This window comes from Streptomyces sp. NPDC054841, from assembly GCF_053611045.1.
Genome location: NZ_JBSGZO010000001.1, coordinates 1 through 22,201, shown reverse-complemented (window position 1 = coordinate 22,201; position 22,201 = coordinate 1). Strand labels below are relative to the sequence as shown.

23 protein-coding genes are annotated in these 22,201 nt (G+C 69.5%); 17 read left to right on the top strand and 6 right to left on the bottom strand.

The genetic code is table 11. The features are described 5' to 3' along the window. The first annotated feature begins 22 nt into the window (after window positions 1–22). From ACWGI8_RS00115 to ACWGI8_RS00095, 5 genes are all read left to right on the top strand, one after another. Complete coding sequence (locus tag ACWGI8_RS00115) at window positions 23–1,138, top strand: response regulator (RefSeq protein ID WP_453657045.1); 1,116 nt, start codon at window positions 23–25, stop codon at window positions 1,136–1,138. Window positions 1,139–1,368: 230 nt separating this feature from the next. After that, the gene (locus tag ACWGI8_RS00110; RefSeq protein ID WP_453657043.1) at window positions 1,369–1,608 is read left to right on the top strand and encodes a hypothetical protein; all 240 of its coding nucleotides are present in this window, start codon (window positions 1,369–1,371) and stop codon (window positions 1,606–1,608) included. A gap of 5 nt (window positions 1,609–1,613) precedes the next feature. After that, a complete protein-coding gene (locus tag ACWGI8_RS00105; RefSeq protein WP_453657041.1) occupies window positions 1,614–2,216 on the top strand; it encodes a pilus assembly protein TadG-related protein in 603 nt (200 codons plus the stop codon). A 31-nt stretch (window positions 2,217–2,247) separates the two neighbouring features. After that, window positions 2,248–2,826 carry a hypothetical protein gene (locus ACWGI8_RS00100; protein WP_453657039.1) on the top strand — a complete coding sequence of 193 codons (579 nt, stop codon included), beginning with the start codon at window positions 2,248–2,250 and terminating at the stop codon, window positions 2,824–2,826. 23 nt (window positions 2,827–2,849) lie between these two features. Next, the gene (locus ACWGI8_RS00095; protein ID WP_453657151.1) at window positions 2,850–3,482 is read left to right on the top strand and encodes an OmpA family protein; all 633 of its coding nucleotides are present in this window, start codon (window positions 2,850–2,852) and stop codon (window positions 3,480–3,482) included. Window positions 3,483–3,574: 92 nt separating this feature from the next. Here the strand turns inward: ACWGI8_RS00095 and ACWGI8_RS00090 are convergent, their stop codons facing one another. Then, entirely contained in the window at window positions 3,575–3,970 is a 396-nt protein-coding gene (locus ACWGI8_RS00090) for a RidA family protein (protein WP_453657149.1), read from the bottom strand. A gap of 136 nt (window positions 3,971–4,106) precedes the next feature. Between ACWGI8_RS00090 and ACWGI8_RS00085 the strand changes: the two genes are divergently transcribed. The 4 genes from ACWGI8_RS00085 (at window position 4,107) to ACWGI8_RS00070 (ending at window position 8,674) form a co-directional block, all read left to right on the top strand. After that, window positions 4,107–5,087, top strand: a complete 981-nt coding sequence (locus ACWGI8_RS00085; protein WP_453657037.1) for a helix-turn-helix transcriptional regulator — start codon at window positions 4,107–4,109, stop codon at window positions 5,085–5,087. A 454-nt stretch (window positions 5,088–5,541) separates the two neighbouring features. Further along, entirely contained in the window at window positions 5,542–7,233 is a 1,692-nt protein-coding gene (locus ACWGI8_RS00080; RefSeq protein WP_453657035.1) for a polymorphic toxin-type HINT domain-containing protein, read from the top strand. Further along, window positions 7,230–8,138 (top strand): hypothetical protein, encoded by a 909-nt coding sequence (locus ACWGI8_RS00075; RefSeq protein WP_453657033.1) that lies wholly within the window; start codon window positions 7,230–7,232, stop codon window positions 8,136–8,138. The genes ACWGI8_RS00080 and ACWGI8_RS00075 overlap by 4 nt, the downstream gene beginning before the upstream one ends. Beyond that, window positions 8,138–8,674 carry a hypothetical protein gene (locus tag ACWGI8_RS00070; protein WP_453657031.1) on the top strand — a complete coding sequence of 179 codons (537 nt, stop codon included), beginning with the start codon at window positions 8,138–8,140 and terminating at the stop codon, window positions 8,672–8,674. Before ACWGI8_RS00075 ends, ACWGI8_RS00070 begins: the two co-directional genes overlap by 1 nt. Before the next feature lie 83 nt (window positions 8,675–8,757). Here ACWGI8_RS00070 and ACWGI8_RS00065 read toward each other — a convergent pair whose 3' ends face one another. The 3 genes from ACWGI8_RS00065 to ACWGI8_RS00055 all read right to left on the bottom strand — a co-directional run bounded on the left by ACWGI8_RS00065 (window position 8,758) and on the right by ACWGI8_RS00055 (window position 11,942). Next, entirely contained in the window at window positions 8,758–9,207 is a 450-nt protein-coding gene (locus tag ACWGI8_RS00065; RefSeq protein WP_453657029.1) for a DUF3592 domain-containing protein, read from the bottom strand. Between the two features lie 92 nt (window positions 9,208–9,299). Continuing rightward, window positions 9,300–9,935, bottom strand: coding sequence for a hypothetical protein (locus ACWGI8_RS00060; RefSeq protein ID WP_453657027.1), 636 nt, complete (start codon window positions 9,933–9,935; stop codon window positions 9,300–9,302). 12 nt (window positions 9,936–9,947) lie between these two features. Further along, window positions 9,948–11,942, bottom strand: coding sequence for a hypothetical protein (locus ACWGI8_RS00055; RefSeq protein ID WP_453657025.1), 1,995 nt, complete (start codon window positions 11,940–11,942; stop codon window positions 9,948–9,950). Window positions 11,943–12,297: 355 nt separating this feature from the next. Here ACWGI8_RS00055 and ACWGI8_RS00050 point away from each other — a divergent pair, with 355 nt between their 5' ends. The 4 genes from ACWGI8_RS00050 (at window position 12,298) to ACWGI8_RS00035 (ending at window position 16,869) form a co-directional block, all read left to right on the top strand. After that, window positions 12,298–13,851: a polymorphic toxin-type HINT domain-containing protein gene (locus ACWGI8_RS00050; protein WP_453657023.1), complete on the top strand. Its 1,554-nt coding sequence runs from the start codon at window positions 12,298–12,300 to the stop codon at window positions 13,849–13,851. Continuing rightward, a complete protein-coding gene (locus tag ACWGI8_RS00045) occupies window positions 13,851–14,720 on the top strand; it encodes a hypothetical protein (protein ID WP_453657021.1) in 870 nt (289 codons plus the stop codon). Before ACWGI8_RS00050 ends, ACWGI8_RS00045 begins: the two co-directional genes overlap by 1 nt. 130 nt (window positions 14,721–14,850) lie before the next feature. Then, entirely contained in the window at window positions 14,851–15,984 is a 1,134-nt protein-coding gene (locus ACWGI8_RS00040) for a mannosyltransferase family protein (protein WP_453657019.1), read from the top strand. Between the two features lie 102 nt (window positions 15,985–16,086). Continuing rightward, a complete protein-coding gene (locus ACWGI8_RS00035; protein WP_453657017.1) occupies window positions 16,087–16,869 on the top strand; it encodes a hypothetical protein in 783 nt (260 codons plus the stop codon). Between the two features lie 25 nt (window positions 16,870–16,894). Here the strand turns inward: ACWGI8_RS00035 and ACWGI8_RS00030 are convergent, their stop codons facing one another. After that, a complete protein-coding gene (locus tag ACWGI8_RS00030; RefSeq protein ID WP_453657015.1) occupies window positions 16,895–17,266 on the bottom strand; it encodes a DUF192 domain-containing protein in 372 nt (123 codons plus the stop codon). Between the two features lie 184 nt (window positions 17,267–17,450). Here ACWGI8_RS00030 and ACWGI8_RS00025 point away from each other — a divergent pair, with 184 nt between their 5' ends. From ACWGI8_RS00025 to ACWGI8_RS00015, 3 genes are all read left to right on the top strand, one after another. Beyond that, window positions 17,451–18,218: a prepilin peptidase gene (locus ACWGI8_RS00025; protein WP_453657147.1), complete on the top strand. Its 768-nt coding sequence runs from the start codon at window positions 17,451–17,453 to the stop codon at window positions 18,216–18,218. 88 nt (window positions 18,219–18,306) lie between these two features. Next, entirely contained in the window at window positions 18,307–18,699 is a 393-nt protein-coding gene (locus tag ACWGI8_RS00020) for a cupin domain-containing protein (protein ID WP_453657013.1), read from the top strand. Between the two features lie 11 nt (window positions 18,700–18,710). Further along, on the top strand, window positions 18,711–20,204 hold the full coding sequence (locus ACWGI8_RS00015) for a DUF2079 domain-containing protein (RefSeq protein WP_453657011.1): 1,494 nt from the start codon (window positions 18,711–18,713) through the stop codon (window positions 20,202–20,204). Between the two features lie 36 nt (window positions 20,205–20,240). On the opposite strand, the gene ACWGI8_RS00010 is transcribed toward ACWGI8_RS00015, so the two are convergent. Further along, window positions 20,241–21,419: a winged helix DNA-binding domain-containing protein gene (locus ACWGI8_RS00010; protein WP_453657009.1), complete on the bottom strand. Its 1,179-nt coding sequence runs from the start codon at window positions 21,417–21,419 to the stop codon at window positions 20,241–20,243. 107 nt (window positions 21,420–21,526) lie between these two features. Between ACWGI8_RS00010 and ACWGI8_RS00005 the strand changes: the two genes are divergently transcribed. Further along, entirely contained in the window at window positions 21,527–21,961 is a 435-nt protein-coding gene (locus ACWGI8_RS00005; protein ID WP_453657145.1) for a winged helix-turn-helix transcriptional regulator, read from the top strand. Window positions 21,962–22,201: the final 240 nt, after the last annotated feature.

The window sequence follows — 22,201 nt, the reverse complement described above, 5'->3', positions numbered from 1 at the left end:
ACCCCTGAGAGGAGGCCGCAAGATGCCGGACGAGATCTCCCGTACATCGGGGCAGCAGTTCGTCACCCCGCATGTCTCACAGCACACGTCGTCCCATACGGCTCCGCTCCACTCGGAGCACACACCCGCTCATGTTCCCGTCCCTCAGTCGGCCCCACCCTTCCCCGCACAGCCCCAGAGTCCCCCTCCGCAGGCCCCGCTGCGGGTCGTCGTCGCGGACGACAACCCCGTGGTCCGGGCCGGACTGACGGTTCTGCTCGGCGGCCGGGACGACATCCAGGTCGTCGCCGAGGCCGCCGACGGCCAGCAGGCCCTGTACGCGGCACACGAGCACCGCCCGGACGTGATCCTGCTCGACGTCCGGATGCCGGGTGTCGACGGCCTCTCGGCGCTGCCGTACCTGGTCCAGGCGGCGCCGGTGATGATGCTGACGTACAGCCGTGAGAACGCCATCGTGCAGGAAGCGCTGAGGCTGGGCGCCGGCGGCTATCTCGTGCACGGCGAGTTCAGCGCGGACCAGCTGGTCGCCGCCGTGAGAGACGTGAAGGAGGGCCGCGCCCACTTCACCGCGACCGCGGCGAACGCGCTGCTGGCGCAGTTCAGGGGCGGCGGCCCCGCGCCCGGCCCCGGAGACGCCCGGCAACTGCCCGACGGACTCGGAAGGGCGTACGAGACCGGTGGTCAGGCGCCCGGCCACACCGGGGGCCCGCCGGCTGCGCCCACCGGCGCCCACCCGGCCGTGATGCCGCCTCAGATGCCGCCTCAGTCCGCGCCGATTGTCTCGAGTTCATCGAATCCAAGCGAAGGTACTTCGCATCTGCAATCGAATGTGGCACAGTCTTCTGGACGGTATGGCTTCGATCCGGGGTCGCAGGCACCTCAGCCCCAACCGTCGCGAAGCAAGGAAGAGTTCGGACTGAGTTCAAGGGAGGTGGAGGTGATGGACCTGATCGCGTCCGGTATGAGCAATCAGCAAATCGCCGCCACCTGCTTCATCAGCGAGAAGACCGTCAAGAACCACATCAATCGCATCTTCGCGAAACTTCACAGTGTGAGCAGGAGCGAGGCCATCGCGGTGTGGCTGGGCACGGCGCACTCGGGCACCGGCCCCGACAGGGGGGTGGCCGGCCGTGGCTGAACGGGGGAGGACCGGGACGGGTCGCTGGACCCACCCCGGCACGGGGGAGGCCCAAGTCCCGCTTTGGGCCTGGGAATGGGCCCTGGGACCCTGCTGTGGGTCCGCCCTTCCGGCGTACGTTTCTCGTGTCGAAAGCGGCACCGGCCAGGAGGAAGCCGGTAACGCGGAAGACGCCAAAGAGACTTACGAGTCGGCCGGCAAACGGTCGGCCGAACCCGGAGGGGAACACCATGTCGAACGACACTCTGCTCAAGGCCGCCGTCGACACCCAGATCCGTGTCAACGGCTGGAAGAACACCGTCATCAGCCGGATGACCGACCGCGAGCGCTCCAAGGGGCAGACCGCGCTGGAGTACCTGGGCATCATCATGGTGGTCGTCGTGATCATCGGTGCGATCGTCGGTACCGGCATCGGTGGCAAGATCACCACCAAGATCAACGAGCAGATCGACAAGATCAAGGCCGGCTGAGCCGCTTGTCGAACCGCGCAGCGAAGGATCAAGGGCAGGCCTTCCCCATCTACGTAGTGATGGTGGCGGGCCTGCTCTTCCTCGCGTTCGCATTCTTTGCGGTGGGACAGGCATCGGCCTCACGCAACGGGGTACAGGGCGCGGCGGACGCCGCGGCGCTCGCGGCGGCGCAGGAGGCGCGGGAGGATCTCGCGCTGGCCTGGACGGAAAACGTTCTCGTTCCGACCAACTGGCAGATCATCTTCAACGGTCTGCTCGGACAGAACGTTTTCCGGGAGTGCGCGGCGGCGGAGTCGTTCGCGGGCAGGAACAAGGCCAGTCTCCACGGAAATTGCCGGCCGGAGTGGACTCCGTACTTGGCGTACAAGGTGAACGCCACGGCGCAGCAGCCCATCGGGAAGTCGGTCGTTCCGGGCACGGAGACCAAGTTCGCGACGGCCACGGCGACAGCCGCAGTCAAGCCCTTGTGCATCATCCTGCCCAACCCCGACCCGACGGCGTCGTTGCCCATCCTCAAGTGCAAGCACGCCAGGATCTTCGATCCGTATCACAACCCGGCTGATCTGCCCACCGCCAAGGATCTCTTCGACGTCTACTTGGTCGACTGAATAGCGAACGACGAGCAAAGGAACTTCACTCATGAGCATTCGGCACATCCTGAAGGCCCGTAGGGGGGCGGCTGCAGTAGTGGTGACTGCCACCTTGGCCCTCACTGTGGCCGGCTGCGGCGGGGACACAGAGAAGAAGCCCGAGAAGAGCTCGTCGGCGAAGCCAGGTGCCGGGGCCAGCGATTCGGGGCAGGTCGTACCGGACACCAGCACCACTCAGGCCACGGTCAAGGGACCGAAGGACATCGACCTCATCATCAACACCGTGAAGAGAGAGTCCGGCGGCTTCGTCACGGTCAATGGCCAGATGAAGAACAACGGTTCCGCGGCCTTCTACGACATGTCACCGTGGCGTGGCACGGAGCAGGAGGTCCTGGGCGGCGGAATCTCCGTTGCCGGTGCGACGCTGATCGACAAGGCGGGCAAGAAGCGGTACTACATCCTCCGCGACACCGAGGGCCGCTGCCTCTGCACCTCCGGACTCGACAAGATCGAACCCGGCAAGTCGATTCCGGTCTTCTTCCAGTTCCCGGCACCGCCCGAGGGGACTTCTGAGGTGGACTTCCAGCTGCCGACATTCCCCACCGTCGCGGTCAAGATCTCCGGGTGAACGCGGCCATGAATCACAACCGAATGCGCATGCCTTCCCGTGTCGCGCTGAGCGCCGTCGCAGCCGCTGTCGCGCTCACGGGCGCCAACGTCATCGTGGCCGGCCACGCCCATGCCGACGAGAAGCCGAGCGTTCCGCCCGGCACCGAGGCCTCCGCAAAGCCCCCCGTCGAGGTCGACGCCAACTCCCCCGGCCTCAGGATGGTCGACGGAGCCACCCTCGCCCCCGCCAAGGTGCTGGACATCAAGTCCGTCGTCGAGTCCGAAGGGGGCGAGGAGCGTCGCGAGGACACCAACTCCGACGTGAAGTTCGCCCTCCAGGCCGAAGTGCTCTTCGGCAAGGACAGCGCCACGCTGAGCAGCGCGGCCAACGCCCGTATCCAGGCGATCGCCGACGAGATCAAGAAGCAGGACGCCAACAAGGTCCGGGTCTTCGGCTTCACGGACAACCTGGGATCGTCGGAGCACGGCGATGTGCTGTCCAAGCAGCGCGCGGATGCCGTGCACTCCGTCCTGTCCAAGGCGCTCAGCAGCGCCGGCATCACCTACGAAGTCCGGGGCTACGGGGAGCAGTTCCCGATCGCCGACAACTCCAATGAAGAGGGCCGCAAGAAGAACCGGCGTGTGGAGGTCTCCTTTCCGCGCGGTGCGGACTGACGACCGCCACGAGCGGACATGGCCGGGTGTGGGGTCTGCCTGCTACTCGTGCCGGTTCAACCGGCACGAGCAGCAGGGGCGGCGAGGTCGCATCACGCGACGGCGGTCCCCTCAAGCTCGACCATCTGGCCGGGGATCGCCAGTCGCGTCACCTCGAGCATCGTGGAGGTCGGCGCCACCTCGGCGGCACCCAACCGCGCCGCCAGCACGCCGTAGTGCTGGAAGAGCAGATCGACGTCGGTCGTGTAGACGTTGAGCCGGACGAGGTTCGCGAGAGACATGCCGGCTTCGCCGAGCACGGCCTCCAGGTTGTCGATGCTCAGCGTCAACTGCGCCGCGATGTCACCGTCATGCTGGGGCTTGCCGTCGCCGTTCATCGCGGTCTGCCCCGAGATGTACAGGGTCCGTGTGTGCCCGGAGACGACCTCACCCTGGTTGAATCCCTTCTCCACCGACCATGTCACCGGGTTGACCGCCGTTCGTTCCACTGCCACATCAGCTCCATTCGATTCATCGGGAGTACGTACGTCCATCGGCTCGGTAGCAGCCGGCTTTGACGTCGCATCAATGAGCCTCCCAACAAATCACGACACCCTCAGTCATGTATTCCGTTAACGTTCCCGTATGCGTGCCGACCGGTTGGTCTCACTGGTGCTGCTGCTGCGCCGGCGCGGTCGGCTGACAGCGGACACGCTGGCCCGCGAGCTGGAGGTATCCACCCGTACCGTGCTGCGCGACATAGAGGCGCTGTCCGCAGCCGGCGTCCCGGTCTACGCCGAACGCGGCAGGCACGGCGGTTTCGCGCTGTTGCCCGGTTTCCAGACCGAGCTCACCGGACTGAACCACGACGAGGCCCTCGCCTTGCTGACCGCCGGATCGGGGCGCGGCGAGCAGGTGCTCGGCCTCGGCTCGGCGCTCGCTTCGGCCATGCGGAAGGTGGTCGACGCGCTGCCCGAAAGCCACCGGGCCTCCGCGAGCGACGCGGCCCAGCGGTTTCTCGTCGACCCGGAGACCGACCTGCTCTCACGCCGGCTGGTCACTGAGGAGGTACCCGACACCACAATGATCGAGGTCAGGCGCGCGGTGCTCGCCGGACACAAGCTGCGCATCCACTACGCGGCCACAGGCCGGACACCACAGTGGCGCACGGTGGACCCGATCGGCCTGGTCACCGTACGCGACCGGGGCTACTTGCTGGCCACGAGATCCGGCGCGGACCGCACCTACCGGCTGTCGCGGGTGCTGGCCGCCGAGGAACTCTCCGAAACGGCACAGCGACCGAACCGGGTCGATCTGGACCGGATCTGGCGGGAACGCTCCGCGCAGTTCCTCTCCGGTGGCGACCACATCGCCGTGCTGGTACGGGTGAACCCGGCGCGGCGGGAGGACCTGCTGGACACCGCGCTGGCTGTCCGCGCAGAAGAACCCGACGCAGACGGCTGGCTGCGGCTGGAGGTGACCTTCCAGGATTCCCGGCACGCCGAATGGGCGCTGTGGCAGCTCAGCACGGACGCGGAAGCCCTGGCCCCGCAGTCGTTGCGCACCTCCCTGCGCAACCGCGCCGCCGTGATTGCCACCCGCTACGGAGACTCATCCTGTGAGTGAGAAGCCAACTCATTTGGCTAACTGATCATTTCGGAATGAGTTGGGTGCAGGGGCTTGGCGGTCGAGGTTGCCGACGGCAGAGAAGCAACCAATGGCGCGGTTCGTCCCGGCCGGTCAACGGCTCACGTGAACAGTCCGCCAACCGACCGTTCATGAGCTCAAGAAGACCCGTCCGATGGGTCAGATCGGACGGGAAATCAGCAGCCTGAACGCTTGCGACGTTCGTCGGGCGGTCCATCAGGCCAGTCTCGTGTGTGCCCCGTGCGTACAGCGACTCGGTTTTCGGGAAACGATCACTTGTCGAACGGGAAGCGGTCTCCATTCGGTGGGGGTCACGACCCCTGTGGCCCGGCCATCGTGTGCCTGGCCGACGGGCCCAAAATCCTCATGTAGTTCCAGAATTGGGCTCGTGGGCCCAAGACGCCCGTAGCGGTGGCCGGTTATCGTCACGCTCATGTCACGAATCCGTCGACGCCTCTTACGTACGACCTCGCGACTGCCGCGCACCGAGGCCCGGTTGTTCGGGCTGCGCAAGGCACAGTCGGGGCAGACGGCGCTGGAGTATCTCGGCCTGGTCATGGTCGTGGTGGCCATCGTGGGCGCCCTGGTGGCGACCGGCATCGGGCAGGAGCTGACCGAGAAGATCAGCGCCCAGGTCTGCCGGATCGGCGGGGGCGGCGACTGTGGTGACGGCGGTGGCGGTGACACCCAGGCGCAGGACGGTGACGACTCTCCCGGTGAGGACACCGGCGGCGGCACGGATGGCGGGAACACCGGCGGGAACACCGGTGGCGACACCAACCCCATCAATGACGAGGGCGGCGCGAACGACGAGGACGTCCACGTCGAGGACGAGCAGCCCCTGCCGGACGACCCGAACGCTCCCAAGTCCCAGGAGCAGATCGACTACGAGAAGGCGCTGAAGGAGCTTCAGGACGCCCAGGCGGCGGAGAAGTCCGACTCGGACAAGGCGAAGGAAGCCGCCAAGGAGCTCGGGAAGATCCTCGCCGAGGAACTCGGTATCACCGATGCGCTGAAGTGCATCACCGAGGGCGACATGGGCGCCTGTACCGAGACGCTCATCAATGTGCTGCTCAGCCTCATCGGTGGTGCGGTCGGGAAGCTCGCCGCGAAGTACGGGGCGCCGTGGAAGTGGAAGAAGGCCTACGAGCTCATCAAGAAGCTCAAGAAGCACGGCGGGGATCTGTACGACGGCCTGAAGAGCCTCATCAAGAACCGCAAGAAGGTCAAGCAGGCCGAGGACAAACTCGCCGACACGAAGAAGAAACTCGACGCGAAGAAGCAGAAGAAGCCCGACGACAAACCCACGGCATGCGCCGTCAAGCACAGCTTCCTGCCCGGCACACCGGTGCTGCTCGCCGACGGGCGGAGCATCCCCATCGAGACCGTACGGACCGGGGACCGGGTCAGGGCCACGGATCCGTACAGCGGGGTCACCGCGACCCGGCGGGTCACCGACACCATCACCACGTACGACGACAAGCACTTCACCCGGCTGACCGTGCGGACCGGATCCGGTACCGCGTTGCTCACCGCGACCGACACGCACCCCTTCTGGGTGCAGGGCCAGGAACGCTGGGTCGACGCGGGGGAGATCAGGGCGGGTGACGAACTGCGGGACGCCGACGGCGCGGCAGTCACGGTGCTCGCGGCCCGGAAGTTCACCCAGCGCCGGACCACCCATGACCTCACGGTCGCCGGGATCCACACCTACTACGTGTTCGCCGGCGACTCCCCGGTCCTGGTCCACAACATCGACCAGAGCCGGTACAAGTACATGGACCGGCCGGGCTACAGCAATTACGTCCTGGTCGACAAGAACGGCAAGGTCTACTACTCCGGTATGTTCGGCGGCAAGCAGACGAAGGCCGACGTCGAACGGCGGCACGGCAATAACAACAACCGGTTCAACCCCAAGAACGGCGACAAGATGATCGTCACTCCCGGCAAGCGCACCTACGGAGAGGCGCGCATCCTCGAGCAGGCCAACGCCGACAAGTACAAGACCGTCATCGGCAAGAAGGGCACCGACTACCGGGGCAACCGCCAGGAGCCGATGGACCCCAAGAAGCGTGCCGAGTACGCGGACTACGAGAAGCAGAAGAAACTTGGGGGTTGCCCGTGAGCGACGTGTCGACGGCCTCACAGCTGACCGGGATCGTGGCCGACTTCGCCGAGGAGGTGGGCGGGCCCCCGACCCTCGGTGAACTGCTGGAGATCCTCGGCTGGGGCGCCCCCGCCGAGAGCGAGGCACTGGCACAACCTCTCCCGGTGCCACTGACGCTCAAGGCGAAGCTGAAGGGCAACCGGCGCTACCAGAGCGGGCGGCCCTCCCGCACCGGCGAGCTGAACGACGCGGTGTTCGTCGCGGCGTCGGACCTCCTGACCGAGCTGGCGGAGGGCGCGGCGGCTCGGGACGGCGCGCCGGTGACGCCGGCCGGGCTCGCGGCGGAGATCACAGCCGTTCTCAGGGAGTCGGCGGTCGAACTCGACGACGTGGAGGCAGGGGCGGTGCTGAGCCTGACGGCCGATGTGCCCAAGCGGAAGCCCCAGAAGCCGAAGCGCGGCGATCTGCTGGCCATTCCGGCGAAGGAGGGCGGCTGGCACCTCGCCCTGGTCATCGACCGCAACCGCTTCGGTACGGCGCTGGGTCTGCTGCGCGGCACCCGGGCCGTGCCGAAGGTGGTGGAGGAGCGCCCGGACGTCGTGTCGCGCCCTGTCTTCCACACGGACGACGAGCAGGTCGTGGCGGGCGTCTGGAAGACCGTCGGTCGCGAGGAGTCGCTGCTCGGTCTGTTTCCCGGCGATCCCGAGATCTATCACGGCACGGAGTTCGACTGGCCCGGCGACCTCGGCGAGTTCGGCGCCGCGGAGTCGGCGGAGGCCGGGGAGCTGCGGCTGATCGGGAAGGACGAGGCCCGGGAGGTCGGGCTGACGGACGGCACATACCGGCAGTCCTGGATGAGCGAGCACCTTCAGGAACTGCTCGACGACGGTGCTCTGCCAGGGATGGGACCCGCGGAGCGGTGATGGCGGGCGATGCGGCGAGGCCGACGGGCAGTCCGTTCAGCTTGGCGGCGGCCGTCGCCGCCATCGACGCGCTGCTCGCCGGGCCCATTCCCGAGGACGGACCGACGGAGTGGGAGCCGGGCGGCGACGACGAGGGGTGGACCGGCAGCTCCGGTGCCGGCTTCCGGCTCGTTCCGCTGTGGGAGAGCCGTGGCTACTTCGGGGTGCCCGGACCCGAGTGGGACGCCGCGCAGGAGGAGTCCGAGGAGTATCTCGTGTCCCTGGCGGTCGAGCTGGGGAAGCGATGGGGTCCGCACCGCGAGGTGAGCATGCGGGCGTACCTCATGGACGAGGTGCCCGAGGAGGAGGTTCCTCCGCTGATCGCCGAGATCTGTGCGTTCGACCTCTACGGCGATCTGTACGTGTGGGGGCCTGTGGACACGCCCCGGGGGCAGCGCTGGGTGGCGATCAGCGTCAGCCAGTGCGACGAGGACGCCCCGCACATCATGCTCGGCGCCGTCAGTACCGACCCCGTACCCGATCCGGACAGCGACTGACCGGACAACAGCCGACCGGACAACGACTGACCGGACGGCTGCTGAACCGGCGAGCGCGGCGCCGCGGGGTTGAGTACGCCTGCTCAGACCCACCCCCGCAGCGCCGCGAATCCGTACAGCAGCCCCGCCGCGAACACCCCGAGGCCCCCGGCGAACGCGACCGGCATCAGCACCGGCCCCCAGGAGCCCGGCCCCGCCACCGTCGCCCGCTTCTCCGGGGCGGCCGGGTCGTAGGAGACGCGGATCGGGGCACCGACCTCGAAGCCGAACGGGCCCGGGGCGTGGTCGGTGAACTCGATGTCGCGGCCGTCTCGGGTGCGGAAGGCGAAGACGTACTCCGTGGCGTAGCGGTGCTCCATCCCCGGTCCCCGGTCGACGGTACGGCGCTCCGCGCACCGGCCCTCGACGCGCTCGCCGTGCCGCACCAGCCACATCACCCGGCGCAGCCGCAGCGCGGACCGCACGGCGAACGCGCCGAAGAAGAGGCCGAGCAGCAGCAGGAACGTGGCCCCGCCGCCGGGGAGGATCTGCATGGCACGTGCCTCTCGATGTCGTCGGCTTCGGTTCGGTTCGGGTCGGTTCGGGTCGGGTCGGTTCGACGTTCGGTGCGACGTGGACGGCTTCGCTACTTGACGGTGATCGACTCCACGAACGAATCGAGCTCGTCCTCGCTCAGTGAGTCCTTCACCGCGTTGATACGGACGAGGAAGGGGACGCCCTTCGAGTCGACTCCGGCCACCATCACACCCGTCATGCGGGTGCCCTGCGCCGGGGTCCGCTCCTCGCCGTTCGAGGTGAACTCGTAGTTGATGCGCCGTGCCTCCCGCGCGGGCTCCTCGCCCTGAAGCCGCACATCGGACGTGTCCTGCCGGGTCGCCCCGATGCCGATGACCGCGCCCGCCGCCGTGGCGGCCTCCGCGGCGTCGTCCACGCCGGTCGCGAAGTTCAGCTGGACGGACACCATGCCGGTGCGCAGGCCGCCCTCCTCCTTCAGGGCGACGGCGGCGTTGTGCTTGCTGCGCTCGGAGGCGGGCTGCTCCTTGTAGCCCTTGTCCTGCGGGTAGCCGACGGACAGGCTCTTCGTGTCGAGGGTGCCCCAGCCGTCCGGCAGGGCCGCGGCGTCGGCGTCGCCTCCGCCGCAGCCGGCCAGCAGACTCAGGGACAGCGCGGCGGCCGTTGCCCCGCCGAGCGCACGGAAGCGAGACCCGGAGCGGGAACCGGAGCGGGCACGGGAGCGGGCACCGGTGCGGAAGTGCTTCATCGTCCTTCGTCCTTACTTCGCGCAGTAGCTGTAGGGCAGGGAGGAGCGCTTGTCGCCCTGCGGGGCGCCGAGGAACTTCGCGTCCGTCAGTGTCTCCTTCTTGTGCTCGTCCGAGATCGAGAACCCGAGACTCATACCCAGCGACACCTCGAAGCCGAACTCCTGGGCGTCCGTCTCCCCGTGGTAGTTCATGGTGCTCGACAGGCCGTCCTGGAACATCATCTGCTCGAAGGGGTCGTTCCCCGCGGGCTTCTGCTGAAGCGAGTTGTCGCCGAACATGTACTCGAACGGGGCCGTGTTGTTCCCGGAGCCGTCGAGCCACGTCTCCGCGATGGCCCGCTGGCCCTCGGTCGCCGAGTCGGTCTCCTTGCCGAAGACGATCGAGTTCGTCTGCACCTCGATGCCCGTGGGACCCGAGGAGTCGGTGACACCGCCCTTGCCGCCGCGCTTCTCGTCCTTCTTCTTGCCGTTGTCGTGACCGGCCTCGCCCTTGTCCGACGTCGACGTGCCCTCGAACGTCTTCGTCATGTCGATACGGACCAGCTTGCCGGTCTTCTGGTCGCGCGTGACCGTGATCGCGCCGGTGTACGAGTCCTTCGCACCGGCCGTGCCGCCGAGCGGGCCCGCCTCACCGCTGACCTTGCCCTCGATCTCCAGCTTGGCGGTGTACGTGTACGACTCGTTGCCGTTGACGTCGTCCTTCGTGATCGTGACGTCGGGGGAGAACTTGGCCTTGCCGCCCAGCTTGGCGCCGAGCTTGGTGTCGTCGCCCGCCTTGATGCCGAGCCCGCCGTCCGCCTGGGCGTAGAGACCGATCGTCGAGTACGAGATCTTCTTGTCGCCGATCTGCTTCTCGATGGCTTCCTTCTTGTCGCCCCACTTCTTGGCCGCGTACCAGTTGCCGCCGCCGTAGGCGCCGCTGTGCGTCATCGAGGTCTCCCACATCTTCATTTCCTCGATGTCGTCACGCATCTTCTTGGCGTCCTCCTCGCTCTTGAAGACCCAGGTGTCGCCGTTGGTGACCTTGATGCCGGCACCGAGGTCCACATCGGCCTTGCCGAGCTTGCCGAGCTTCACGCCGGGGGTGCTGGCGTTGACACCGGCGGACGCGGCGTCGGTGAACGTCATGTAGACGAGCTTGTCGTTGCCGTCGACCTTTCCGTCGCCGTTCACGTCCGTGTTGGCCTGGGCGACCTTCTGCTGGAATCCGTACTCCTCGCCCCACTCGAACCAGCCGATCTTCACCTTGCCGCCCGCGGTGTCCGAGACGCTGGAGACCTGGCACAGCTTGGGTTCGTAGTCCGCGTCGGTCTTGGGCTTCGCGGTGTTCTCCGGGCCGGCGGCGCAGTTGCCGCCACCACCCGTGAGCGAGGTGACGGCGCACCGGATACGGTCTCCGATCCTGCCGCCGACGCCCGCCGCCGAGACCGCGAGGACGACGGCGACCACCACGACCATCACACCGAGGTATTCGAGCGCGGTGGCCCCGGTGTCCCGCCAGGTGTACGGATAGGCCGTCGCACCGTCGCCCGTGCCGCGCCCCTCGATCAGACGGTCCACCGCCAGGCCCATGGCGGCGCCGGTGACAAGAGCGACGACGGGCATGAAGACGCCTTCGGCCGCCAGGACGTCCCAGGACACGGCATAGCCGTAGGCGAGGCCGGCCAGCGGCACGGTGAGGGTGGCGAGCAGTTGCACGGGCCGGGACTCGCGCTGTGGTTCGGGCAGCACACGGGCGGCGGCGAGCACCGTGAGCAGGGTGGTGAGGACACTGGGCACATGCAGCAGGGCGAGGCGCCAGCCGAAGACCTCGAACCGTTCGGAGCTGGCGAGGGGCTCCAGGAGGAGCTTGGCGAAGAGCAGACCGCAGGCGAAGTAGACGAGAACACCGGCCGCCCAGCTGCGTATCAGCGCGAAGAAGGGCCCGGAGTCGTCGGGGCCGTGCCGCCCCGGTGGTGTCTGCCTTCCGCCGCCGCTCACACCGCGCCATGCCCCGCCACCGCTCACGGCCGTACCTCTCTCGTCTCCGAAGCCCGTGCTGCTCGCCGCCCGTTGCCGCTGTCGTCGGAACTCCGGGCGCGGCGTGAGCGTACGAGCGCAGGCCGCCGGTGACGTGGGCCCTCGGCCCCAATCTCAGGCCCAAGCCCGCACACCCCGCCAACGGCCCCGGCACACCCGGGAATCTGGGACCTGAGGTGGGTCCTCGGGCCCATGACGGTTGCTGCTGCGGCCCGTTAGCTTCGCCTGTATGTCACCAACGGGGGTTGTGCGGCGCGTTCGCCGGCGGGTACGAGTGGCGGTGCCACGCACGGAGGCCAGACTCCTCGGCCTTCGGCGGCACCGCGATCGGGGCCAGGGTGCGGTGGAGTACCTGGGCCTGGCCCTGGTCGTCGTGGCGATCGTCGGTGCGCTCGTGGCGACCGGCATCGGTGCGGAGCTGACGCAGAAGATCAGCGCCCAGGTGGCCTGCATCGGTGGCGGCGAGTGCGGCGGGGACGGCGGTGACACCCAGGCGGACGGCGGCGGTGCCGACACGAACCAGCCCGCCTCCGACGACAACGGCGACGCTCCCAAGTCCCAGGAGCAGCTCGACTACGAGAAGGCGCTGAAGGAGCTTCAGGACGCCCAGGCGGCGGAGAAGTCCGACTCGGACAAGGCGAAGGAAGCCGCCAAGGAGCTCGGGAAGATCCTCGCCGAGGAACTCGGTATCACCGATGCGCTGAAGTGCATCACCGAGGGCGACATGGGCGCCTGTACCGAGACGCTCATCAATGTGCTGCTCAGCCTCATCGGTGGTGCGGTGGGCAAGCTCGCCGCGAAGTACGGGGCGCCGTGGAAGTGGAAGAAGGCCTATGAGCTCATCAAGAAGCTCAAGAAGCACGGCGGGGATCTGTACGACGGCCTGAAGGGGCTGTTGAAGAACCGCAAACGGGTCAAGGACGCGGAGAAGGCGCTCGAAGACGCCAAGAAGAAGTACGACCCGGACAAACAGAAGAAACCCGACGAGAAGAAACCCGACGACAAACCGACGACATGTCCGGTCAGCCACAGCTTCCCGCCCGGGACGCGCGTGCTGCTCGCCGGTGGGCTGAGCATCCCGATCGAGTCGGTGCGCATCGGGGACCAGGTCGTCGCCACCGACCCGGCGAGCGGGCTCACCACGGTCCGGCCGGTGGTCCGTACGTTCGTCACCCACGACGACAAGGACTTCACCCGGCTGACCACGCCCGCGGGGCCGGTCACCGCCACCGACACGCACCCGTTCTGGCTCACCGGCGGGCAACGCTGGGCGGAGGCGGGCGACATCGCGGCCGGTGACACCCTGCGGCTGCCCGGCGGCACCCCGCTCCGGGTCACGTCCGTCGCCCGGTACACCGAGCGGCAGACCACGTACGACCTGGCGGTCGACGGCCTCCACTCGTACTACGTGGGGATCGGCACCGCGCACGCCCTGGTGCACAACAACAACCCCTGCAAGGAGTGGGAGACCCAGCCCGGCGTCAAGGGACCCGCGGCCGGCAAGAAGCTCAAGCCGCCGCACGACCGTCACACGGTCGCCGGAGCGAAGCACGGCAGGGTGGACGACAAGAACACGATCATCCTCAAGGGCAACGAGAAGGCCGTCGAGGACGACATCAAGGGGATCGCCGAGGGCAGGGCGAAGCTCCTCGACGACAACAACACCTACGAGATCAACGGCCGTCGCTACCGGGTGGAGGAGAATGGCCGGACCTTCCCGGTCAACGGCAACGGGCTGGTGGAGATGAACCGGGTCGAGTACGCGGCGCTCAAGGAGATCGCCAAGGCGGGAGGCGATGTGTCCAAGGTCAAGGCCTTCCAGTTCGATCCCAAGTTCAAGGACAATCCCGGGGCCATCGAGAAGGCAAAGCAGGTGTTCGACGGGACCTACAAGTGATGTACAACTTCCTGACCGTGCACCGGCCCGCACCGGACACGATGGCGGCGGCGCTGGCCCGGGTCATGGGGGTGCCGGTGCCGGCGGTCGACGTCGCCGACCAGGACGGCGACCAGGACGGCCGTGACTGGGAGGCACCGGTGCTCTGCGGGTACGAAGTGATGCCCGGTGATCTGGCGCTGGCCTGGGACGTCTGGGTCTCGGACGCCGTGCCGGAGCCGCCGGACGAGGCGACGACGGCGCTGCGGCTCGCGGCTGCCACCGGGACGACCGTGCTGTACCCGGCGCTGGACCTGCAGAACCCCTCGGCGTACTGGGCCGCCACCCCCGAGGGGGTGGTGACCCGCGCGCGCGTGTACGAGTCGGACGACGACGAACCGGGCTGCACCGTCGACGCCGTCCAGGCACCCGTCCCGCAGCTCCCGGGCGCCCGGGTGGAGCTGTTCCCCGAGGTCTTCTACACCGAGAAGATCGCCGTCCCCGCCACCGAGGCCTTTGTGGCGGCCACGGATCCGGACGGCATCGCGCCCGCGCAGAGCCAGGCCAATCGGGCCCGCGAGGTGCTGATGCTCTGGGAGAAACTGGTGCGGCGGGTGGAGGCCGACTGGGGGCCGTCGGGCCGCTACCCCGAGGGGCTGTACCTGGAGGATCTGCGGACCCGCGACGACCTGGCCGAGCGGCTGGCGGCGGCGCCGCCGGCCCTGCGGGAACCGTTCGCCCGCGCCGCCGGCGAACTCGACGACGTGTTCCGCGCCCACACGGTGGAGGACGGCGGGGAGTTGCTGGGCCGCCTGACCAAGTCGGGGGCGGCGGTGAAGGACCGCGGCTGGTGGTGGCATCGCCGGCCGGTCCGGGTGCCCTGGGACTGAGCACGGCATCTGCCGGTGGGCGCGTGCGTCGCGCTCCCCGGCGCGCGGTCGCCCGGCCGCTGCCGCTTCCGTCAGGCCCGGGGGGCCATCAATCCGGGCGCCTCGGCGGCGAGCGGCCATAATCGACCGCATGTCCCAGCCCCCCACCCCCCACCGGCACCCACTTCCGGCCGCCACCCCCGCCCTGCTCGGGTACGCGGCCGTACGGCTGGTAGGGATGGCCGTCCTCGCGGTCCTCGCGGCCGTACAGGGGAAGGACGCGCTGCACCGGCTCGACCGGCGCTGGGACTCGGTCTGGTACGTCCGGATCGCGGAGAACGGATACGGGTACGAGGTGACCCTCCCCGACGGGAGCGTCCACTCCGATCTCGCGTTCTTCCCGCTGCTGCCCGCGCTGGAACGGGGCGTCTCGGAGGTCCTGCCCGTCGCTGCGGCGACGGCGGGGCTGGTGATCGGATGGGTGGCGGCGTTCGCCGCCGCGTGGGGGATCTACGCCGTCGGGACACGGATCGCCGGGCGGCGGGCCGGGGTGCTGCTGGCGGTGTTGTGGGGCGTGTACCCGACCGCGTTCGTACAGTCGATGGCGTACACGGAGACCCTGTTCACCGCGCTCGCCGCGTGGTCGCTGTACGCCGTGCTGACCGACCGCTGGATCGTCGCCGGAGCGCTGTGCGCGGCCGCCGGGCTCACCAGGCCCTCGGCGGCGGCGCTGGTCGCGGCCCTGGGGATCACCGCGGTGGTGAGCGTCTTCAGGAACGGCCGGGAAGCGCTGCGGTGGCGGATGGTCGTGGGCGTGCTGCTCGCGCCGCTCGGCTGGTTCGGGTACGTGTGCTTCGTCGCCGTACGGGAAGGAAGCCCCACCGCGTACTTCGAGGTCCAGGCGGCCTGGGGCAACAACATCGACGGCGGGATCGCGCTCGCCCGCTTCGTCGGCGCGCAGCTGACCGGGCCGAACCCGCTCGCCGGAATCGGACTGATCGCCGCGCTCGGGCTGCTCTTCTGGGTGGTGTGGCTGTGCGTCGAGCAGCGCCAGCCGTTGCCCGTGCTGGTCTACACGATCGCGATCGTCGTCATCTCGCTGATCGGTGCCGCGTACTTCGGTTCCCGCCCGCGCCTGATCATGCCGGCCTTTCCGCTGCTGCTGCCCGCGGCGGTGGCGCTGGCGCGGTGGCGGGAGCGGTGGGCGGTGCTCGCCGTCGGGCTGCTCGCCGTCGCCTCGGGGCTCTACGGGGCGTTCACGCTGCTCGGCTCGGGTCCGCCGTAGCCGGACACCCCTGGCCCGCGCGGAATGGGCCCGTGGGCCCATGCGCCCTGTGGAACGCCGTTGTTAGCGTGCCGGGAACGACACGATCGAGGTGGGGGCGGGATGACCACGCGCACCGCGGGTACGGCACGGCGCATCGCGATGGCCGTGACAGCCGCCGCCCTGACGATGGGGCTCGCCACGGCATGCGAAGGCGACGACGACGGCGACGCGAAGAAGCCCGCCCGCTCGGAAGCGCCCACCAAAGCCGCGCCCACAGAACCCACGGAACCCGCCGCCCCGCCGGCCCCCACGACGCCCAGCAGCGGCAAGACGCTCACCAAGGCCGAGCTGACGAAGGCCGTGCTGGCGACCGGTGACGTACCGAACTACGTGGTCACCCCGATGCAGGGCGGTGAGGCTCCCGGCACCGAGCAGGCGGAGAAGCCGGAGTGCCGGCCGCTGGCCGCGATCATCAACGGGGCACCCGAGCCGGCCGCCACCGCCACCGTGTACCGCACGATCGTGGACAGCACGGAGGAGGGCAAGGAGACCCAGACCGTCCTCACCGAGATCCTCACCTCCCACACGAAGAGCGACGCGGACGGTCTGCTCAAGTCCGTACGCACCGCCGTGGCGGCCTGCGCGGGCGGCTTCACCACCCGAGGCGGCGAGGGCGCTTCGACCTACACCGAGGTGAAGAAGCTGCCGACGCCGCAGGCGGGCGACGACGCCCTCGCGTATCAGGTGACGGGCTCCGTGGACGGGGCCAAGGTGCCGCTCGTCTTCCACGTCGTACGCAGGGGCGCCACGGTCGCCACCTTCTACGCCCCCAACTTCATCGACGCGAAGACACCCGAGGTCCCCGCCGTCCTGATCGGCAAGCAGGTCGCGAAGCTGCCGTAGGGGGCATCTCGGGGATCAGGCCCGCTCAGCCGGCGGTCCCGGTCCCGGTCTCGATCGACAGCCGCACGCCCGGCCGCAGGCCCCACTCCGCCATCGCCCCCGCCTCCGACTCCAGCACGTGGCGGGAGCGCAGGCGCAGCATGCCCAGCCGCCCCGGCTTCATCGTCCGCACGTCGAGGACGCGCAACTCCTTGTCCAGGTAGGCCACATCGATGGTGAAGCGCATCCTGAAGGTGTGGACGCTGTTGCAGGGGGTCAGCATGATCGCGCCGTCGATGCCGTCACGGCCCAGCAGGCCGCGGGTCCGTGCCCGGTACGAGGCGGCTATCAGCAGGTCCACCGGATTGTCGCGGCCCGGGATCGTCAACGCGCCCTTGCCGTCGTGCCATCTGCCCATGGGCCAAGACCGTACCGGCAGGGGAACGGCCACGCGCCGGAGTCGCGACTCTATGGGCCCTGGAGCAAGGAGAGTAGGCCCCCGGACCCATGACCGGAAGGCCGGACGGCCCTAGGGTCGGGCCGTGGACTATGGGTACGTCGCGCTGATCGCTGTCGCCGCCGTATGGGGGGCCGCCGCCGGAATGCTCGTGCCGCGCGCCGCCTACCGGTTGTCCGTGGAGCCGGAGGAGGGGTGGCGGGACGCGTGTCCGGCCGGGCATCCGATCAACGGGCCGGCGCACGGCTGGCTGGGTGTCGCACGGTGCGCGAGCTGTGCGCTGTCGGTCCCGGTCGCCGCGCCCGCGCCCGTGCCCGCCGGGGATCCGGTGGCCGGTGCCCCGGAGGGGGACGGCCCCGGCGAGCCCGTCCCGTACCGGCCCTCGTTCCTCGTCCCCGCCGTCACCGCGCTCGTCTGCGCCGCGCTCGCGGCGGCGGCCGGACCGCGGCCCGAGCTCGCCGTATGGGTGCTGCTCGCACCCGTCGCCGTGCTGCTCGCGCTCGTCGACCGCAATGTCCACCGCCTGCCCGACCAGTTGACGCTGCCGCTCGCCGGTGCGGCCGCGGTCCTGCTCGGGGGTGCCGCGGTGGTACCCGGCGCCGCCGGGTCCTGGCCGACGGCGCTGCTCGGCGGGCTCGCCCTCGGGGCCGCGTACTTCGTACTCTTCCTGATCAACCCGAACGGCATGGGCTTCGGCGATGTGAAACTCGCTCTCTCACTCGGTGTGGTGCTCGGCTGGTACGGCTGGCTGGTGCTGTTCGTCGGAGCCTTCGCCGGGTTCGTGCTGGGGTCGGTCTACGGGCTCGGGCTGGTCGTCCTGCGCAGGGCCGGGCGCAAGTCGGCGATTCCGTTCGGCCCGTTCATGATCTCGGGGGCGCTGCTCGGGCTGCTGCTGGGAGCGCTCGCGACGTAGCCCGTCCGGCGTACGGATGCACGCGCGTACCCACCCGCCCGCACGCGCGTACAAGACACCTCACCCGCGCCGCGCGCACACTCGGGCCATGGACACCGAGCCCGTCAATCTCACCGAAGCGCTGGCCTCCTTCGACGACGTCTACAGTCCGCGGATCGTGGCCCGGATGAACGATTACGACGTACGCGTCGCCCACACCGCGGGGGAGCACGTATGGCACGTCCACGAGGACACCGACGAGTTCTTCCTCGTCCTCGACGGCCGTTTCGACATCGCGCTGCGCGACGCCGACGGTACGGAGACGACGGTCGAGCTCCACAAGGGTGACACCTTCGTCGTACCGAAGGGCACCGAGCACAAGCCGTCGTCGCCGGGCGGCTCGATCCTGATGTTCGAGCCGACCGGGACGAAGTCGACAGGTGACCGCCACGAGGGGGAGATCCCCGGTCATGTGGACAGCACCACCGGTCACGCCCTCTAACATGCGGACGTATGCGGACATTTATTGGCAGTGTGGCGGTACCGCGTACGGAGACGAAGACGATTCCGGCCCCTGCTGACCGCTCCGCCGCCCTCCTCTCCTGGGGATGGGCGGCGGGGCTGTTCCTCCTCTACGCCACCGTCGCCGTACGCCGCCACCAGCTCCTCCGCACCGCCGGCTACGACCTGGGCATCTTCGAGCAGGCCGTACGCGCCTACGCGCAACTCAGGCCGCCCGTCGTCCCGTTGCGCGGGGAGGGCTTCATCCTCCTCGGGGACCACTTCCACCCCCTCATCGCCGTCCTCGCCCCCCTCTACCGGCTCTGGCCGTCCCCGCTCGCCCTGCTCCTCGCCCAGTCCGCGCTCCTCGCCGTCGCCGTCGTACCGCTGGCCGGCTGGGCCGCCCGGGCGCTCGGCCGCCGAGCCGCGCACGTCATCGCCTGCGGATACGGACTGAGCTGGGGCGTCACCTCGGCCGCGGCCTTCGACTTCCACGAGGTCGCCCTCGCCGTGCCGCTGCTCGCCTGCGCCCTCGAAGCTCTCTCGCGACGGCGCTGGGGACACGCCGTCGCCTGGGCCGCGCCACTGCTGCTGATCAAGGAGGACCTGGGCCTGACGCTGGCCGCGCTAGGCGCGTACGTGGCGTGGAAGGGGCCGCGGCGGCTCGGACTCATGACCGTCGCGGCCGGGCTGGCCGGCAGCGCGATCGAGATCAAACTGCTGCTGCCCGCCTTCAACCCGGGCGGCGGATACGCGCACGGCGCCCTCGTCGAGGGGCATGGCTCGCTGCTCGCCACGCTCGCCTTCGCCCCGCTCGACGCGCTCAGGCCCGACATCAAGGCCATGACGCTCGTCCTCGTCTTCGCGCCGAGCGCGCTGCTGGCGTTGCGCTCCCCGCTGTCGCTCATCGCCGTACCGACGCTCGCCTGGCGGATGCTCTCGGAGAACGTCTTCCACTGGGGCACGGCCTTCCACTACAGCGCCGTGCTGATGCCGGTCGTCTTCGCCGGGCTCGTCGACGCGCTCACCCGCTACCGGCAGACGGACCCCCGGCACGTCCGGGCCTCGCTCGTCACCGTCCTCGCCGTGACCGCCGTCCTGCTGCCGTCGTTCCCGCTCGCGCAGCTCGCCCAGCGCGCGACCTGGCGTACGACGGCGCACATCGAAGCCGCACGCTCACTGCTGCGGAGAATCCCGGACGGCGCGACGGTCGCCGCGTCCAACCGGCTGGCCCCGCAGCTCACTTCACGCTGCCATGTGGTCCTCTTCCCGACCTATCCGGTGGGCGGCCGGCTCTACAAGTACGACTGGGCGAAGCTGCCCCGCCCCACCACCCAGTGGATCATCCACGACAGCCACCCGCCGGAGGCCTGGCCGTACAAGACCGGCCACTGGCCCTACCCGGCGGAACAGCAGCAGTCCGAGCTGGAGGCCGCGAAGCGCTCGTACGGCTACGAGGTCGTCGCGGAGCGGGACGGCATCACGCTGTTGCGGCGCGCCGCCTGACGCGCCGCCCCGGCGGGCCCGCACCCTCGCCGCCGCTCAGGCGTGGAACCCCACTGTCACCTCTCCCACCGTCAGCTCCGCGCTTCCCTCCAGCGCCTCTCCCACCCGCTCGGCCTGCTCCTCCACGGCGCGCCGGCGGGCGGGGGTCAGGGCCTGGGAGCCGATCGGCTCGACCGTGACCGCGATGCGGCGGCCCGACCGGCGCTGGTGCCAGACGCCGGCGACCGTGCCGTCGACCAGCAGGACCGGGCGGTTGCCCGCCTGGCCGCCGGCGAGGGCGCGGTCGTACGCGCGGCCCGGGAAGAGCAGCTCGCGCGGCTGCGAGGCGATCGTGAACGCGTCGAAGTAGGAGAGGAGCCGCACCCCGTGCACAGGACCGTCCGGGAAGCCGGTGTCGCCGGCCGCCACCCAGGCCGGCCCGCCCTCGAACAGCACCTCCTCGATCGCCCCCTCCGCCGCCAGCGAGTCGAAGAGGCCGTCCGCCCAGCCCCGGGGTGCCGCGAGCCACTTCGCGAAGTGCTGCGGGACGGCCGGACCGTAGGCGTGCAGATAGCGGCGTACCAGCTCGGCGAGCGCGGCCGGGCCGGCCTGCGGGGTGAACCCGGGCAGGGCACGGTGCGGGTTGGTGTACGTGACCTTGCGGCCGCGGTTGGGGCCGAAGCACAGCAGCCCGCGGTGCGCGGCGGTGTGCGTCACCTGGCGCCAGCGCGGCCACTTGTCCTGGAAGGCCTCCATGACCCGGTCGCCGGCCCAGGTGCCCGTGCGCTCCACGATCGCGTCGGTCAGCTCGTCGACGGTCAGCGCGGAGTGCGCGAGCGCCGCCCCGATCGCCGCGAGCACCTCCTCGGTCTGCTCGTGCGTCATCCGGATGCCGGGCGGCATCGGATTCGTCCCGGCAGGGATCGCCGACAGCGCACCCGTCCACAGCGGCAGGTCCGCGGTGGGCAGCAGATGCACGGTGCCGCGCGGCCCGTACGTCTTCACCAGCGTGCCGTCCGTCCACAGTGCCTCGCGCACGTCCACCCGGGTGGCGCCCTCGAGCCGCAGCGCCACGGACAGCTCGGCGGCGGAGAGCACCTGTGCGTGCGCGCCGAGCATGGCGCCGGTGACCGTGGCGGGGGAGGCGTCCTTCGCGGACGCGGGGGCGGCGAGGCCCTGTCGTGCGATCCGGCGGGCGTTGGCTTCGGTCCAGGTCACGCTGCGCGTCGTCGTCATGGAACGACCGTAGGAGTCATTCAGGTCAGATCTTGTCCGCATTTTCCATGCAGTACCGTCGAATCGGTAAGCGAACACAAGTGTCCGGCCAGATCCAGGAGTTGACGGTGGCCAAGGGAAAGCTCTCCTACACCTGCGGGCTCGACGCGGCCGTGGACGTCGTCGGCGGCAAGTGGAAGCCGATGATCCTCTGGGTCCTGCATGACGCGAGGGCGCGGCGTTTCGGGGAGCTGAAGCGGGACATGCACGGGGTGAGCGAGAAGGTGCTGATCCAGCAGCTGCGCGAGCTGGAGGCGGACGGGATCGTGCACCGCGAGGTGTACCGGGAGGTGCCGCCCCGCGTCGAGTACTCACTGACGGAGCTCGGTGAGGCGCTGAACGCGGCGCTGGTGCCGCTGGGCCAGTGGGGTGACGACTTCATGAGCCAGATCCTGGCGAACAAGGAGCACCCGAAGGGCACTGCCACGGAGCACCCGAAGGGCACTGCCACGGAGCACCCGAAGGGCACTGCCACGGAGCACCCGAAGGGCACCGCGGCCTGACGCGGACGCCGCCCCGGCCAGGCCCGGATGCCGCCGGCCGGGGCGTCAATCGCGCGCCCGGCGCCCCGGGTCCCCCGTGTGGGGTACGGCACCGAATCCGCTGAGAGCCCGTGTTTCGCCTGCGTTTCCGCCTCCGCACCGCAGTCCGGTGAATTCGGAGAGTAGTTGTGGCATGGCGTGGCGCGCGTTGGCACTTACGAAGGGTTATGGTGGAAGCCCCCCCCTCGGGCCGGTCCGTAT